Annotated in this window: 9 protein-coding genes; 5 read left to right on the plus strand and 4 right to left on the minus strand. The window is 63.9% G+C overall.

Features of this window, described 5'->3' with window-relative positions:
• Window positions 1–513 precede the first annotated feature (513 nt).
• Complete coding sequence (rpoD, locus tag JaAD80_RS05840; RefSeq protein WP_102293313.1) at window positions 514–3,057, plus strand: RNA polymerase sigma factor RpoD; 2,544 nt, start codon at window positions 514–516, stop codon at window positions 3,055–3,057.
• Window positions 3,058–3,114: 57 nt separating this feature from the next.
• On the opposite strand, the gene JaAD80_RS05845 is transcribed toward rpoD, so the two are convergent.
• The 3 genes from JaAD80_RS05845 to ppc all read right to left on the minus strand — a co-directional run bounded on the left by JaAD80_RS05845 (window position 3,115) and on the right by ppc (window position 9,130).
• Window positions 3,115–4,260: an HAF repeat-containing protein gene (locus tag JaAD80_RS05845; RefSeq protein WP_102293314.1), complete on the minus strand. Its 1,146-nt coding sequence runs from the start codon at window positions 4,258–4,260 to the stop codon at window positions 3,115–3,117.
• Window positions 4,261–4,350: 90 nt separating this feature from the next.
• The gene (locus JaAD80_RS05850; protein ID WP_102293315.1) at window positions 4,351–6,108 is read right to left on the minus strand and encodes a PAS domain S-box protein; all 1,758 of its coding nucleotides are present in this window, start codon (window positions 6,106–6,108) and stop codon (window positions 4,351–4,353) included.
• A gap of 172 nt (window positions 6,109–6,280) precedes the next feature.
• Window positions 6,281–9,130 (minus strand): phosphoenolpyruvate carboxylase, encoded by a 2,850-nt coding sequence (gene ppc, locus JaAD80_RS05855; RefSeq protein ID WP_102293316.1) that lies wholly within the window; start codon window positions 9,128–9,130, stop codon window positions 6,281–6,283.
• Between the two features lie 261 nt (window positions 9,131–9,391).
• Here ppc and hemC point away from each other — a divergent pair, with 261 nt between their 5' ends.
• From hemC to JaAD80_RS05875, 4 genes are read left to right on the plus strand one after another with little or no spacing between them, the layout of a single operon-like run.
• On the plus strand, window positions 9,392–10,402 hold the full coding sequence (gene hemC, locus JaAD80_RS05860) for a hydroxymethylbilane synthase (RefSeq protein ID WP_258002825.1): 1,011 nt from the start codon (window positions 9,392–9,394) through the stop codon (window positions 10,400–10,402).
• Window positions 10,395–11,186, plus strand: a complete 792-nt coding sequence (locus JaAD80_RS05865; protein WP_102293349.1) for a uroporphyrinogen-III synthase — start codon at window positions 10,395–10,397, stop codon at window positions 11,184–11,186. The genes hemC and JaAD80_RS05865 overlap by 8 nt, the downstream gene beginning before the upstream one ends.
• Entirely contained in the window at window positions 11,183–12,337 is a 1,155-nt protein-coding gene (locus tag JaAD80_RS05870; RefSeq protein ID WP_102293317.1) for a uroporphyrinogen-III C-methyltransferase, read from the plus strand. The genes JaAD80_RS05865 and JaAD80_RS05870 overlap by 4 nt, the downstream gene beginning before the upstream one ends.
• Before the next feature lie 4 nt (window positions 12,338–12,341).
• Window positions 12,342–13,538 carry a heme biosynthesis protein HemY gene (locus JaAD80_RS05875; RefSeq protein WP_102293318.1) on the plus strand — a complete coding sequence of 399 codons (1,197 nt, stop codon included), beginning with the start codon at window positions 12,342–12,344 and terminating at the stop codon, window positions 13,536–13,538.
• Window positions 13,539–13,827: 289 nt separating this feature from the next.
• On the opposite strand, the gene JaAD80_RS05880 is transcribed toward JaAD80_RS05875, so the two are convergent.
• Window positions 13,828–16,269, minus strand: coding sequence for a membrane-bound PQQ-dependent dehydrogenase, glucose/quinate/shikimate family (locus JaAD80_RS05880; RefSeq protein WP_102293350.1), 2,442 nt, complete (start codon window positions 16,267–16,269; stop codon window positions 13,828–13,830).
• Window positions 16,270–16,428: the final 159 nt, after the last annotated feature.

The following is a 16,428-nucleotide window of genomic DNA, read 5'->3' on the forward strand; positions in this document are numbered from 1 at the left end:
TGACGTGCGATAAGCGGCTTCGCATGACAGCCGGCACAGCGCGAAATACGGGAAATGTGTATAATGTCGGCTTGCGCTGATGACTGGACCCTGTTTTTGAAGGTCTGGCTCAGGTGTGCAGGGGATAGGAGCAGTGCGGTGCAGGGCCCCCATTATTGATATTTTTGATATCGGTTATTCCACTTATCAATTATTCAGATAACGGGCCTTCGTGCATAATCTTGCTCTCCGCTGTGTCTTCACTGAACAACAATAGATTCAAGCCCGTTCTGGTACGGGCTTTTTTTCATTCCGCAATGTACATCGCTTATTTATCTGACCCGGCTCCGGCCTCGCCGTACGGCCCGCCGCTCCGCATGCCGGAGGCGCGGGCTTTGAACGTTCCGATAAACAGGCGCCGCTGCCGTTGACGGCAGCCGCAACAACACGCTCCATCGAGTCCGGTTTCGCAGGCTTAGGTGGAATCATTCACTTCGCGCCGACACCATCTGGTCTCGCATTAAGAGATATCTCATGAAGAATACGCCAAAAACTTTAACGTTGTCCGCCAAGGCGCCACGCCCAGCCGCGGCACCACTTGCCGTACCAAAAACGACTTTATCTTACTTCATCGATAATGCGCAAGCGAATCCGGAAGCCACCGTCACGACGGCGCCGACCGTTGTCACCGTCGTGAAGAAAAGCCGCTCGCGCCTGGCTGCCGTGCAGCCGGCCGAAGTGGCTGCCGAAGCGCCAGCCGCTGCCGTTGAAGCCGTTGCCGAGGTAGCGGAAGCGGCGCCGGCCAAGACGCCGAGCGTGAAAGTGGCACCGGGCGCCAAGGTGGCGCCCGCGCCACGCAAGGTCAGCGAAAGCGCCGCCACGAACAAAGTCGTGACGGCCGCCCGTTCGAAAGTCGTGCGCGCCAAGCCGGAAGCGGCACCCGTGACCATCATCACCGGTGCGCAAGTGGTCAGCAAGACCACCGACGCCGATGCCCTGGCCGCCATCGATACGTCGAACTATTTCCTGCCAACCGTCAAGGTACCGGGCCGCCGTGGCCGCAAACCGAGCGAATTCACGCCGGAAAACGATGAAGTGGCAGCACTGAATGCCGTCGAACGCGCCGAACTGAAGGCCGTGTCGAAAGCGCGCGACCGCAAGGCCAAGGGCGGCCTGGCCGATGCCTTGGGCGATCCGGAAGCCTCGGCAGCGGACCTGGAACGCCGCCGCAAGCAGATCACGGGCCTGATCAACATGGGCAAGGAACGCGGTTTCCTCACCTATGCCGAGATCAATGACCAATTGCCGGAAAACATTATCGATCCGGAAGCCATCGAAGGCATCATCGCCACCTTCAACGACATGGGCATCGCCGTCTACGAGCGCGCCCCTGACGCGGAAAGCCTGTTGTTGACTGACAACGTCGCCACCGTCACCAGCGATGATGAAGTGGAAGCGGCTGCCGCCACCGCGCTGTCGACCGTCGATTCCGACTTCGGCCGCACCACCGACCCCGTGCGCATGTACATGCGTGAAATGGGCGCCGTGGCGCTGCTGACGCGCGAAGGCGAGATCGAGATCGCCAAGCGCATCGAAGGCGGCCTGAAAGACATGATCCAGGCCATTTCCGCCTGCCCGACCACCATCGGCGAAATCGTCGCGCTGTCGCAAAAAATCGCGCGCGACGAAATCAAGGTCGATGAAGTGGTCGACGGCTTCGTTGATTTGAACGAAAGCAATGCCCCGGCGCCCGCCGCTGCCGCCGCGCCTGCTAGCGCCAGCGGTGACGACGAGGAAGAGGAAGAAGAAGCCGAGGAAGAAGACGGCGACGCCAATGGCGGCGCGGCCGGTTTCTCCAGCGAGCAATTGGCGCAGCTGAAAAAGAATGCATTGGAGAAATTCAACGTCATTTCGACGCAGTACGACAAGATGCGCAAGGCGCCCGAGGGCTACAACTCGAAAGCCTACATCAAGGCGCAGGAAGCCATTTCGCAGGAACTGCTGGGCATCCGCTTCACGGCCAAGGTGGTGGAAAAGCTGTGCGACACCCTGCGCGGCCAGATGGAAGAAGTGCGCCACATCGAGCGCGCCGTGCTGGAACTGTGCGTGAACAAATGCGGCATGCCGCGCGCCCACTTCATCAAGGTCTTCCCAGGCAATGAATGCGACCTGGAATGGGTCGACCGCGAAGTCGATTGCAAGTATCCGTACAGCGCCATCCTCAGCCGCAACGTGCCTGCCGTCAAGGAACTGCAAAAGAAGATGATCGACCTGCAAGCGCGCGTTGCCCTGCCGCTGGCTGACTTGCGCAAGATCAACAAGCAGATGGCTGCCGGCGAAAAGCGTGCGCGTCACGCGAAACGCGAAATGACGGTCGCCAACTTGCGCCTGGTCATTTCGATCGCCAAGAAATACATCAACCGCGGCTTGCAATTCCTCGACCTGATCCAGGAAGGCAACATCGGTCTGCTGAAGGCCGTGGATAAATTCGAATACCGCCGCGGCTACAAGTTCTCGACCTACGCCACCTGGTGGATCCGCCAGGCCATCACGCGTTCGATCGCCGACATGGCCCGCACCATCCGCGTGCCGGTGCACATGATCGAAACGATCAACAAGATGAACCGCATCTCGCGCCAGATCATGCAGGAAACGGGCAGCGAGCCGGACCTGGCGACCCTGGCCGTCAAGATGGAAATGCCGGAAAACAAGGTGCGCGAGATCATGAAGATCGCGAAAGAGCCGATCTCCATGGAAACGCCGATGGGCGAAGATGGCGATTCGCAACTGGGCGACTTCATCGAAGACAACACGACCCTGGCACCGCTGGACGCCGCGCTGCATGCGTCGATGCGCAATGTGATCAAGGAAGTGCTGGACTCCCTGACCCCGCGCGAAGCGAAAGTGCTGCGCATGCGTTATGGCGTGGAAATGTCGAACGACCACACCTTGGAAGAAGTGGGCAAGCAGTTCGACGTGACGCGCGAGCGTATCCGCCAGATCGAAGCGAAAGCCATGAGCAAGCTGCGCCAGCCTTCGCGTTCGGATAAGCTGAAAACGTTCCTGACGCAAAACTAAGCAGTCATAAAAAAAGAGGCGCAAGCCTCTTTTTTTTCGTCCATCCTCAGCGTTGGCTTACCTGAAATACGTACGCTGGCCTGGCAGGCCGGCGCGGTGATGGCGCTTCAGTTTGTACAGGGCCGCGCCGCAGGCGGCGGCGATGACGGTCATCAGCAGCCATTCCAGCGGGTTGCTGCGCTGCGGCGCCGGCGCCGCTTGCGACGGCACGGCGAAAGCCTGGAATTTATGCCCCGTGTAGACGGCGCCCACCACCAGGCCGGCGTCCGTGATCTTGTTGGTCAGGTACAGGCCGTCGTCGCGGCGGCGCACCGTCATCACGCCTTGCTTGTAGACAAAGGTCATCGGTTCATAGCCGTTGATGCTGACGCTGCCGACGACGTGGCCGGCCGCATTCACGGCCGTGGCATAGCTGTCGCCCTGGCCGATCATGGCGCCCAGGTCGAGCATGCGCTTGCCGTCCCAGGCGAATGCGTGCCAGCGGCGCTTTTCCGTTTCCGAGGCGCCCACGATCAAGCCAGCGTCATTGATGGCGGTGGCCGAGCTGATGCGTCCGCCGGGCAGGGTGCCGATTTCCTGCATGCCCGCGCCGGGGCGGTAGACGAAGGCGCGGCGAAAGCCGTCGCTGCGTTGCGCCGTGCCCACCACGACGCCATGCGCGTTCAGGCCGCTGGCATAGCTGCTGGCGCCGCCCAGGGTGCCCAGGTCTTGCAGGCTGTGGTCGGCCTGCGTCACAAACGCATGGAAATCGCCGCCGCTGGTATCGGCGTAGCCGGCCACCCGGCCGTCGTGCGTGATGGCCGTGGCATAGCTGCTGTTGCCGCCCAGGGTGCCCAGGTCGCGCATGCCGGTCGCTTCCTCGTAACGGAAGGCGTGCCAGGCGCCGCTGGCCGTCTGCGCGGAGCCGACCACCACGCCGTGGGCATTGATGGCCTTGGTAAAACCTTCATTGCCGCCCAGCGTGCCCAGTTCGCGGATGCGGCCGTGCTGGTAGATCACGGCGCGGCGCCGACCTTCCTCTTCCGTGATGATGCCGGCCACCAGCCCCGCCGGGTTCAGGTCGGAGGCAATGCTGCCATCACCGCCTTTTTCGCCGAAACCATGTTCAGCGTAAATACTGGCGCCGGCCAGCGGTGTCGCGGACAGCAACAGCAGCAAGGTCAGGCGTTGGGCGGCGGACCAGCAGGAGCACCGTGGCGGCATGATAGTTTCCTTAAGGAAAAGACTTATATTACGTTTTTATGCCGCCGATGCATACTTTATTTGCTACTATTTTTGCTAACTTTCGTGACATCATCCCGGGGCTGCGACGGGGCGGGCCTGCGGCAGGTGGATTGCCAGCGCCGTGCCCTGGCCCGCCTGGCTGTCGATGCGCAGTTCGCCGCCCAGCGCATGCACGCGCTCGCGGATGCTTTTCAGGCCGAAGGCGGCGCGCTTGCCATCGTCGCCCGGCTGCATGCCGATGCCGTTGTCGCTGATGCGCACGACGATGGCATCCTGGTCTTGCGCCAGCGCCACTTCCACTTCGCTGGCCTGGGCATGGCGCACGATGTTCGACAGCGATTCCTGCAGCACGCGGAAGATGGCCGACGTCTGGCGCTGGTCCAGGCCCAGGTTGGGCGCTTCGCTGGCGATATGCAGGCGGTAGCGGATCGAGCCGCGTCCTTCCATCTGGCGTATCAGCCATTCGGCCGCCGGCCCCAGGCCCAGCTCCAGGGTGCTGGGATGCAAGTCATTGATGATGGTGCGCACGGAGCGGATGGTGGCGTCGATGGTGTCGAGCACGCGTTGCGCATGCTGGTGCAGGCGCGGGTGGGCGGCGGCCGTGCGCGTGTGCAGCAGCGACACATCGATGCGCAGCACCATCAGGTTCTGCCCCAGGTCGTCGTGGATGTCGAGCGCGATGCGGCGCCGTTCCTCTTCCTTGATGGTTTGCTGGTGGTCGGACAGCTCGCGCAGCTGGGCCAGCGAACGCTGCAGGTTTTCCTCGTTGCGCTTGCTTTCCGTGATGTCGACGGCCATGGCGATGAGCATCTGCGGCTGGCCGTCGGCATTGAAAATGGGTTTCTTGTGCGTTTGCACGAGGCGGTTTTCCTGCAGCAGCGCATTCCATATCAGCTCTTCGCGTATCACCACCTGGCGGCTGGCAAACGCTTCCTGGTCGGCGGCGTGGAAGCCCGCATTCTGATGCGGGGGAAAGTGCTGCCGGTCGCGTCCTTCGGCGATGTCCTGGAAATGCACGCCCCATTGCTGTTCGCAAGCCTGGTTCATCAGCACGATGTGGGAATCGGCATCCTTGAGGAACAGCGACAACGGCATCATGGAAATGATGTCCTGCAGCCGCTCCTCGCTGCGCGCCAGCGCCGCCTCCGTCTGCGCGCGCATGGCGATCTCGGCGGACAGCTGGGTATTTACATCCAGTAACTGCGCCGTGCGCAGGGCCACGCGGTTTTCCAGCTCCGCATGGGCGACGCTGAGCGCTTGCTCTGCCCGCTTGTGCTCGGTGATATCGCTGGCCAGCACCAGGGCGCCCGTCAGGCTGCCGAGGCGGTCGTACAGGCGGCGCCCGCTGAGCATGGCCCAGCGTTCCGAACCGTCCGCATGCATATAGCGCAGCTCGCCCATGCAGCTTTGTCCCGCCTCCTGGCGCAGCGGGCACAGGCGCTGCAAGGTGGCATCGTCATGGAATTCGGCCATGGAGTGGCCCAGCAGCTGATCCAGGGGCAGGCCCAGCATGTCGCCCAGGCGCTGGTTGACGTGCACGATCATGCCATCGGCATCCGTTTGCCACATACCATCCTGCGCCGCTTCGGCCAGGTCGCGGTAGCGCATGGTGCTGGCGTCAAGCTGCTGGCGCGCGCAGGCCAGGCGGGTGCGCAGCTTGCGCATCAGCCAGATGGCCATGCCGGTGGCCGTCAGCAATAGCACGCTCAGCCACACATGTTCCCAGAAATTGAGCTCCTGCCAGGCCACGCCGGCGAGCCAGCCCAGTGCGACCAGGAGCAGTGCGGCACAGACCGCGCTGAGCGTTTCAATCGACCATCTACTCATCCGTATTCCTGGCGTCTTGGTTGGCCGCTGCGGCGCGCCCGGCGCCGGAGGAAGGATTACCCGCTGCCAGTGTAATGCTTAATTGTTGTTTTCTTGAGAATAATTTTCCTACAGAAAATAAAAAGGCCGGCGTTGGCGGCGCCGGCCTTGCCTGCAGGGCGCTTATCCGGCGTCAGCCCGTGTTGCGCAAGCCTGCCGCCACGCCGTTGATCGACAGCTGGATGCCGCGATGGACACGCTCGTCGATCTTGCTGGCGCTGGACAGGGCGCGGTTGCGCTTGATCAGTTCCACCTGCAAGTGGTTGAGCGGATCGAGATAGGCGAAACGGTTCTGGATCGAGCGGGCCAGCAGCGGGTTGCCTGCCAGGCGTTCCGTATTGCCGGTGATCAGTTCCAGACATTGCAGGGTATTGCCATGCTCGTCCGTGATGCGCTTGTAGATGCGTTCGCGCAAGCCCTGGTCGGCCACCAGTTCCGCATAGCGCGAGGCGATCGCCAGGTCCGTCTTGGCCAGTACCATGTCCATGTTCGACAGCAGGGTGGCAAAGAACGGCCATTCGGCATGCATGGCGCGCAGGGTGGCGATTTTTTCGTCTTTAGCGCCGCCATCTGCGCCGTTGATCCAGGCGTGGATGGCGCTGCCGAAGCCGAACCAGCCGGGCAGCAGCAAGCGGCACTGGCCCCAGGAAAAGCCCCAGGGAATGGCGCGCAAGTCTTCGATGCGCTGGTTGGCCTTGCGCGAGGCGGGGCGCGAACCGAGGTTCAGTTCGGCGATTTCCGCGATTGGCGTGGCCGAGAAGAAATACTCCGTGAAGCCCGGCGTTTCATACACGAGGTCGCGGTAGGCGTGGTAGGCCAGGTCCGACAACTGCGCCATCACGGCTTCGAACTGCGCCAGCTGGCTGTTGCGGGCCGGATTGGCTTCCTGCGGCGCCAGGCTCGCTTCCAGGGTGGCGGCGACCAGCAATTCCAGGTTGCGCCGGCCGATTTCCGCGTTGGAAAACTTCGAGGCGATGATTTCACCCTGTTCCGTCAGGCGGATCTGGCCGTTGACGGTGCCCGGCGGCTGCGCCAGGATGGCTTCGTAGCTGGGGCCGCCGCCCCTGCCCACCGTGCCGCCCCGGCCATGGAACAGGCGCAGCTTGACGCCGGCCTTCTGGAAGTCGGACACGAGAGCCAGTTCCGCCTTGTACAGCTCCCAGTTCGAGGTGAGGAAGCCGCCATCCTTGTTCGAGTCCGAATAGCCGAGCATGACTTCCTGCAATTGCCCCTGCTTGGCGATCAGCTGTTTTACCAATGGCAATGCCATGAGCTGGCCCATGATGCCGGCCGCGCGCTGCAGGTCGGGGATGGTTTCAAACAGGGGGATGACCATCAGCTCGCACGTGCTGTCGCCGTCGCCACCTGCATGCCAGTCGGTGCGCAGCAAGCCCGTTTCTTTTTGCAGCAGCAATACTTCCAGCAGGTCGGACACGGTTTCCGTGTGCGAGATGATGTAGTTGCGGATGGCCCGCGCGCCGTAGCGCTGGCGGATGTTGCGCGCCGCGCGCAAAATCGCCAGCTCCGCATCCGTCTCGGTGGCATAGGCGATGTAGGGTGAATACAGCAGGCGCGGCTGTGCCAGTTCGTTCAGCAGCAGGGCCTGCTTGGCTTCCTCGGCCATGCCGGCGTAATCGGCGGCCACGCCGCTCTTGGCGAACAGGTCGGCCAGCACGCGCTCGTGCACGTCTGACGTCTGGCGCATGTCGAGCGAGGCCAGGTGGAAGCCGAAGATGTCGGCCGCGCGCGCCAGGGTGGCCAGGCGCGGGCGCACGAGGGCGGCGCCGTGGTGCGCTTCGAGCGAGGCGACGATGGTGCGCAGGTCGGCCACAAAAGCGGCCGCATCCGGGTAGGCGGCCGCCGCGCCCACTTCCTTGCGCAGGATATTGGTGGCGCCCAGGGCGCGCGCGGTGGCGGCCAGGCGCGCATAGATGCCGATCAGGGCGCGGCGGTACGGTTCGTCGCTGCGGTGCGGCGAGGCGTCCGGCGACTGCTCGGCCAGCGCCTGCAGTTCGGCGCTCACGCCCACCATCAGGGTCGAGACGGACAGTTCCGCGCCCAGCGCGTGCACTTCATCGAGGTAAAAGTCGAGGATGGTGGTGGCGTGGCGCGCCAGCGCATGCTGCATGGTGCCGGCGTTGACGTTCGGATTGCCGTCGCGGTCGCCGCCAATCCAGCTGCCCATCTGCACGTAGGCCGCGTTGATCGGTTCGATCGTGCCATCGCCATTCGGGTATTCGGCGGCGATGTCGTCCTCGATGTCGTCGTACAGGCCCGGCAGTTCGCGCAAGAAGGTGATGCGGTAGTAGGACAGGGCGTTCTCGATCTCGTCGGCCACCGTCAGCTTGGAGTAGCGCAGCATGCGCGTCTGCCACAGGGTGGCCACGCGCGAGCGCAGCAGCTGCATGTTGGCGTGGCGTTCCTTTGGTGTCAGCGGCAGGTCGCGTTCGGCCAGCAGGCGGGCGATGTCATGCTCGGCGTCGAGGATGCTCTTGCGCTGCACTTCCGTCGGGTGGGCCGTCAGCACGGGGGCGATCAGCGCCTCCTGGAAAAAGGTGTCGACCGTCTTGCGCGGCACGCCGGCCATGCGCAGCTTTTTCAGCGCGAAGCTGACGCTGCCTTTTTGCGCAGGGGAACCAGCCAGCAGGTGGGCGCGGCGGCGGCGGATATGGTGCTGGTCTTCCGCGATATTGGCCAGGTGCGAAAAATAGGAAAAGGCGCGCACGACGGAAATGGTCTGCTCGCGGCTCAGTTCCTTGAGCATGGCGTCGAGTTCCAGCGCGGCGTCCGCATCCGCTTCGCGGCGGAAGCGCACGGACGTCTGACGGATGGTTTCCACCACGTTGAAGACGGCGTCGCCTTCCTGTTCCCGCAGCACGTCGCCCAGCAGGCGGCCCAGCAGGCGGATATCTTCTTTCAGCGGCGCATCCTTGTCGGAGCCGGCCGCTGGAACTATTTCTGGTGCTACTGCGTCATTGAGCATAATAAAGAACCAAAGTAAGTGTAAAAGCAAGGGAATGAGGATCGCACCGGGCGTTTGGCCGCAGGGGGGAGGGGGCGCATGATAAAATTTGTGGTCTTCAACATGGACGCCAGCCTGACTTGGCCGTGTAGGCAAAGGGATAACGATTATAGCGACGCCACGCGCCATGCCGGTATAAATTGAGATCGGATGGGCGAATGGGCCACGAGAATCTCAACGACAATCGCAACCACAATGACAACGACAGCGAAAGAACTTGTTTTGAAAGCATCCGAATTGACCCCGAACGAATTGACGCCGACTATTCCCGCCCGCCTGGTGATCGCCACGCGCGAAAGCCGTCTTGCCATGTGGCAAGCGGAACATGTGCGCGCGCGCCTGGCCGCCCTGTATCCGCAGTGTAGCGTTGAAATTCTCGGCATGACCACACGCGGCGACCAGATTCTCGACCGCGCCCTGTCCAAGGTAGGCGGCAAGGGCTTGTTCGTCAAGGAACTGGAAGTGGCGATGGAAGAAGGGCGCGCCGACCTGGCCGTGCATTCGCTCAAGGACGTGCCGATGGAATTGCCGGAGGGCTTTGCCCTGGCCGCCATCCTCGAGCGCGAGGACCCGCGCGACGCCTTCGTCTCGAACGACTACGCCAGCCTGGCCGAATTGCCGCACGGCGCCGTGGTGGGCACGAGCAGCCTGCGCCGCCAGTCGCTGATCGCCGCGCGCTATCCGCACCTGACCATCCTTCCCCTGCGCGGCAACCTCGATACGCGTTTGGGCAAGCTCGACCGTGGCGACTACGCCGCCATCATCCTGGCCGCCGCCGGCTTGAAACGCCTGGGCCTGGCATCGCGCATCCGCGCCGTGCTGGCGCCGGAAGACAGCCTGCCGGCCGCAGGCCAGGGCGCCATGGCCATCGAGATCCGCAGCGGGCGCGCCGACGGTGCCGACCTCGTGCGCCTGCTGGCGCCGCTGAACCACACGGCCACGGCGCAAGCCGTCACGGCCGAGCGCAAGGTGTCGAAGATCTTTGGCGGCAGCTGCCAGATTCCGCTGGCCGCGTTTGCCACCGTCGATGGCGAACAGATGCGCTTGCGCGCCATGGTTGCCACGCCGGATGGCGCGCGCATGGCCAGCGCCGATGTCAGTGGCCCGGCCAGCGGGCCGGAACTGCTGGGCGAACAGGTGGCCGAGCTGCTGCGCGCGCAAGACGCGGCCGGCATCCTCGCCTCGTGCGCCGTTACACCCGACAACCATGAAGGCCTGGCGCCGCATGCCTGACACCGTGGTGATCACGCGGCCCGCGCAACAAGCGGGGCCGCTGGCCGCCAAGGTCGCGGCGCTGGGCTTGCCCGTGCAACTGCTGCCGCTGCTGGAAATCCATGCCCTCGACGGCGCAGCCGAGCGCGCGCAGCTGCTGCGCATGCTGGCGCGCCTGCCTGAGTTTGATCTGGTGGTGTTTGTTTCGCCGAACGCCATCGACTGCGTCTTTGCGCATTTGCCAGCCTGGCCGGCCGGCGTGCCGCTGGCCGTGGTGGGCGAGGGCAGCCGCATGGCATTGGCGGCGCATGGCGTCACGGATGCCAACGCCAGCATCACCAGCCCGTTCGATACGGCGCGCAGCGATTCCGAGCACCTGCTGCTGGCACTGGACTTGCCGGCCCTGCGCGGCAAGCGCGCGCTGATCGTGCGCGGCGATGGCGGGCGCGACTTCCTGGCCGACGGCTTGCGCGCGGCGGGAGCTTCCGTCGAGTTCGTCACGGCCTATCGCCGCCAGGTGCCAGCGCTGACAGCCGCCTTGCGGGCGACTCTGGAAAACTTGTTGCAGCATAATAATGACTGGATCATCACCAGCTCGGAAGCGCTGCGCGGCTTGCTGGCCTTGCTGGCGGCGCTGGACGACAGCCGTGGTGAAAAGACAGCTGTTGCAAAAATGCAACAGCAGCATCTGATCGTACCGCATGCCCGCATTGCACAAACGGCGGCCGCCCTGGGCTTTGCCCGGGTCACCTTGACAGGATCAGGCGACGCAGGAGTGCTCGCCGCGTTACAATCACGACCATGAACGAAATGCCTACCATCCCCGAATCGAATGCAACGCCTGGCAGCGCCGTGAAGACGGCGCCGCAGGCGGCCGACCAATCCGCTGGCCGCGCGCCGAGCCTGATCGAGCAGCTGCAAAAGCCCATGAGTATCGCCGTCATCGTGCTGGCGGTGCTGCTGGCCGCGCAAAGCTGGTCGACCAGCAAGCAGATCCGTAATCTGCGCGAAGAAGTGGCCAAGCGCCTGCAAAAGGGCGACGTCAGCAATGCCGAAACGGGCATGCTGGCGCGCACCGTGCAGGAAGGCACGAAAGAGCTGCAAATCAAGGTTGGCGCGCTGGAAAACCGCCAGAGCGAAACCCAGAGCCAGCAGCTGGCGCTGGAACAACTGTATAACGACTTGTCGAAGAACCGCGACGAGTGGGCGCTGACGGAAATCGAGCAAGTGCTGTCGACGGCCAGCCAGCAGCTGCAACTGGCCGGCAATGTGCCCGGCGCGCTGATCGCCCTGCAAAACGCCGACCGCAGCCTGTCGCGCTCGGACAAGCCGCAGTTCATCACCATCCGCCGCGCCATCGCCCGCGACATGGAAAAACTCAAGGCCCTGCCCAGCGTCGATTCGACGGGCGTGGCCCTGCGCCTCGATGCCGTGATTGCCCAGATCGACGCCTTGCCGATGCTGTCCGATGAAACGCCGGCCTTGCCGGCGGCGCCGGAAAAGCCGGGCAAGGCCGGTGCCAGGCATGCGCGCGATGCCAGCGGCAAGCTGGTGGGCCCGCCGGCGCCCGAGCCGCTGCTGCACACGGTGCGCGAAGGCTGGAATACCTGGAGCAGCGACATGTGGAACGACGTGCGCCAGCTGATCCGCATCCGCCGGGTCGACACGCCGGAAGCGCTGATGCTGTCGCCGACGCAAACATATTTCTTGCGTGAAAACGTCAAGCTGCGCCTGCTCAATGCCCGCATGGCATTGTTGTCGCGCAATGAAACGGCGTTCCGCAATGACCTGATTGCCACCCAGGATGCGCTGGCCAAGTATTTCGACACGCGCGCCAGGAGCACGCAGACGGCGCAAGCCCTGCTGCGCCAGGTGCAGGCGAGCAACCTGGCCATCGAAATGCCGACCTTGTCCGACAGCCTGACCGCTGTGCGCAACTACAAAGCGAAGTCCTGAGCCCATGCGTTTATTTCTCTGGTTACTCGCCCTGATGGCCGCGGCGATCGGTATCGCCGTGACGGCCCGTTTCAACCCTGGCAATGTGGTGCTGTTCTATCCGCCATACCGCATCGATTTGTCGCTGAACTTCTTCCTGCTGCTGCAGGTGGTGCTGTTCGTGCTGCTGTACCTGCTGGTGCGCGCCGTGCGCGCCACCGTGCGCATGCCGGCGCAAGTGGCCGCCTACCGCCAGCGCAAGCGTGAGCGCGATGGCAACAAGGGCTTGCGCGAAGCCTTGAAAGCCCTGTTCGAAGGCCGTTTCGGCCATGCCGAGAAGGCTGCCCTGCGGGCCGCCGAGCTGGAAGAAAACGCCGGCCTGGCCGCGCTGATCGGCGCGCGCGCCGCGCACCGCATGCGCCAGTCCGAACGCCGCGACAGCTGGCTGGCGCGTGTCGAAGGCGATGCCAGCCTGAAAACGGCGCGCCTGATGACGGTGACGGAATTGCTGGTCGACGACCACCAGCCGGAAGCGGCGCTGGCCGCCGTGCGCGAACTGAACGCCAGCGGCACGCGCCACATCCACGCGCTGCAATGGTCGCTGAAAGCCGAGCAGCAGGCGAAGAACTGGCCGGAAGTGCTGCGCCTCGTGCGTTCGCTCGACAAGCACCGCGCCCTGCATCCGGCCCTGTCGTCGCGCCTGCGTGAGCTGGCCTATGACCATTTGCTGTCCGACCCCACGCACGACGCCGAATCGCTGATGCGCGTCTGGTCCACCGTGCCCAGCAGCGACCGGGTCAAGCCGTATATCGCCTGCCGCGCCGCCACGGCCCTGAATGCGCGCGGCCTGCACGACGAGGCGCGCCTGGTGTGCGAAGAGTCGCTGGCCGCCGACTGGGACGACCGCGTGGTGCGCGCCTACCGCGAAGCGGCGGCCCCAGGCGGCACGCCCGCCTTGCTGCTGCAGATCGAACATTGCGAACAGTGGCTGAAAAAGCGTCCGCTGGACGCGGAACTGGCGCTGACCCTCGGTTCGCTGTGCCTCAAGCAGAAACTCTGGGGCAAGGCGCAGCGCCACCTGGAGCAGGCGCTGTCGGACGCGAACGAGCCGCGGATGGTGCGCGACGCGCACCTGAAGCTGGCGCAGATGCACGACGCCTTGCAGCAGACGGAACAGGCCGCCGCCCATTACCGCCAATGCGCGCTGGCCACCATCCTGTAAGCCAGTCGTTTCTTCAGACGTAAAAAAGCCGTTCAGTGCAGACTGAACGGCTTTTTTTGCGCCATCGCCACCGCGACGCGGGCGCTGGCTGGCGGCGGAGCCGGGGCAAGCACTGGCATGTCGTGACCTGGTGGCGCGGCCACGGGCCATGGCCAGCCACGTCTGCGGCAAGGAGGCAGACCCGTTTGCCGGCGCCACCTGCTTGCCGAAGTGCGTGCCACATGAAAAAACGGCCCGCCCGATGATGCATCGAGCGGGCCGCCTGGCATGCACTTGGCTGCCGTTCAGTTTATTTCTTTGCTTCGGCTTTCTTGACGGCCGTGCCTTCCGGCAAAGCATACGCCACCAGCGTGTCGCTCATCTTCGTGCCCAGCGAACCGTGGCCGCCGGCCATGACGACGACGAACTGGCGTCCCGACTTGTTCGACACATAGCTCATCGGGGTGGCCTGGCCGCCGGCTGGCAGGCGGGCTTTCCAGATGACTTTGCCGTTGCTGACATCGTAGCCGCGGATGTAGTAGTCGAGCGTGCTGCTGAGGAACGTCACGCCACCGCCGGTGGTGACCATGCCGCCCAGGCTGGGCACGCCCAGTGGCAATGGAATCGGCACGGGACCGCTGTCGCGCGTGGTGCCGTTCTTGTGCATCCAGACTTTCTTCATGGTGCGCAGGTCGACGGCGGCCACATAGCCCCACGGCGGTGCCTGGCATGGGAAGCCCAGTGGCGACAGGAAGGCCTTGATTTCCACGGCGAACGGTACGCCCGTCTGCGGCTGCAAGCCCATTTCGCCGCCCGTGCCGCCCTTGGCCGTCGTCTCGGCGCGCGGCACGAGTTTTTCCAGGAAGCCCATGTAGTCGGGATTGACGATCAACAACTGGCGCACGGGGTCGATGGCCGCGCCACCCCATTCGAAGATGCCCAGCGGGCCAGGCGAAATGACGGCGCCCTTGCCGGCCGTTTGCGGCGTGAACGGGCCTTCATAGCGGCGTTCCTTGAAGATGATGCGGCAGGCCAGCTGGTCGAACGGCGTGGTGCCCCACATGTCCGCTTCGCTGATATTGCGCTCTGGCAGGAAGGTCAGGGCCGAGAACGGCTGCGTGGGCGACAGGGTGTCGCCAGCGGCCGGATTGCTCGTCGGTACGGGTTTTTCCGGTGCCGGCACCACCAGGCTGCCGTCGCGGCGGTCGATCACGTAGATGTCGCCGCGTTTTGTCGTGGCCACCACGGATGGCACCTTGCCTTTTGGCGTATCGATGTCAACCAGGCTTGGCTGGCCGCCGATGTCCATGTCCCAGATATCATGGTGCACGGTCTGGTAAGCCCAGCGCACTTTGCCCGTCGCCAGGTCCAGCGCGACGATGGCGCTATTGTATTTCTCGCCATTCTTGTTGCGGTTGCCGCCCCAGGTATCGGGGGTTTCATTGCCCATCGGGATGTACACCATGCCCAGCTTTTCATCGATGCTGGCCACGCCCCACGAGTTGGGCGAGTTGTTGGTGTAGTTCTTGCCTTCAGGGAAAGGCTCGGTATCTTCCGGCGTGGCCGGGTCCCAGTTCCACAGCAGCTTGCCGGTGACGGGATCGTAGCCGCGGATCACGCCCGATGGCTCTTCCGTGGAATGGTTGTCCGTCACGCTGGCGGCGATCACGGCCACGTTTTGCGCCACGGCTGGCGGCGAGGTCGGCATCAGGAAACCGCGCTTGATCATCGCCATGTTTTTATACAGGTTGACGACGCCGTTGTTGCCAAAGCTCTTGCACGACTCGCCCGTATCGGCATTGACGGCGATCATGGTGCCGTCCATGGTCGGCGCCAGGATGCGGCGCGGGCATTCCATGGTGGCAGCCTGCGGCGCAGGGTCGTTCCTGGCGCGGCCCGCGTTCACGTCCCAGTAGGCGACGCCGCGGCAGATCATGTGCTGGTAGCTGGCCGCATCGCGGTTGATCTTCGGATCGTGGCGCCAGATTTCCTTGCCCGTGTCCGGGTTCAGGGCGATGACGATGTTGTGCGGCGTGCACAGGTACAGCATGTCGTTGACCTTCAGCGGCGTGACTTCGTTGGCGATCTCGCCCGGGTCGTTGGGGCCCTTGAAGTCGCCCGTGTGATAGGTCCAGGCTTCTTTCAGGCCGGAAATATTGGCCGGCGTGATCTGCGCGGCGGGCGCATAGCGGTCGCCATAGCCGGAGCGGCCATACGCGGACCAGTCGTTGTGCTCGACGCCGGGCGCCAGGTCGCCCGTGGCGGTGGCGGCCATGTTTTCGGCCGGCACGTCGCCATGCAGGTCATGGTAATCCTGGAACAGGGCGATGACACCGGCGACGACGGTCAGGGCCACGGCGGCGGAAAGGGCGGTCTTGCCCGCCTGCCCCTGTTTCGCCGCGCCATCTGCTGGCGGGCTCAGGCGGCGGCTGACGAAGGGCAGCAGCAGCCAGACGGCGGCGGCGAACCAGATATCCAGGCGCGGCAGCAGTTGCCACCAGTCGAATTTCACTTCAATGACGGACCACACCAGGGTGGCGAACAGCAAAAAGGCGAGAAAAGGCTGGGCGCTGCGGCGGCCCTTGAAGACGAGGCCGCCGGCAACCAGCATGCCTATGCCGGCCAGCAAGTAGTACCAGGAGCCGCCGAGCGTGGCGAGCCAGATGCCGCCGCCCAGCAGGGCGAGGCCAAACAGAATGAAAATAACGCCGGTGACCTTTAATAAAGGCCCGGGCCGGTAAGAGGGAATCATCATATTCCTTTTTGCAAGGATTTATCGGTGGCGCGAAGTGCGCCATATTGAATCTAGCGAAGGCGTTGTTTGCAGAGTATGCGAAGTTTTGGAAACACCAGAATGTAATATTTTATCAGAATTCATTATTGTCTTCTGGTAGTGGCGGCTTTTGCCGCT

Origin of the sequence: Janthinobacterium sp. AD80, from assembly GCF_002878455.1 — a bacterium.
Classification (GTDB): Bacteria; Pseudomonadota; Gammaproteobacteria; order Burkholderiales; family Burkholderiaceae_D; genus Janthinobacterium.

Coding starts and splice junctions, on each gene's coding strand:
- rpoD (WP_102293313.1), top strand. CDS start 514: ATGAAGAATACGCCAAAAACTTTAACGTTGTCCGCCAAGGCGCCACGC.
- JaAD80_RS05845 (WP_102293314.1), bottom strand. CDS start 4,260: ATGCCGCCACGGTGCTCCTGCTGGTCCGCCGCCCAACGCCTGACCTTG.
- JaAD80_RS05850 (WP_102293315.1), bottom strand. CDS start 6,108: ATGAGTAGATGGTCGATTGAAACGCTCAGCGCGGTCTGTGCCGCACTG.
- ppc (WP_102293316.1), bottom strand. CDS start 9,130: ATGCTCAATGACGCAGTAGCACCAGAAATAGTTCCAGCGGCCGGCTCC.
- JaAD80_RS05865 (WP_102293349.1), top strand. CDS start 10,395: ATGCCTGACACCGTGGTGATCACGCGGCCCGCGCAACAAGCGGGGCCG.
- JaAD80_RS05870 (WP_102293317.1), top strand. CDS start 11,183: ATGAACGAAATGCCTACCATCCCCGAATCGAATGCAACGCCTGGCAGC.
- JaAD80_RS05875 (WP_102293318.1), top strand. CDS start 12,342: ATGCGTTTATTTCTCTGGTTACTCGCCCTGATGGCCGCGGCGATCGGT.
- JaAD80_RS05880 (WP_102293350.1), bottom strand. CDS start 16,269: ATGATTCCCTCTTACCGGCCCGGGCCTTTATTAAAGGTCACCGGCGTT.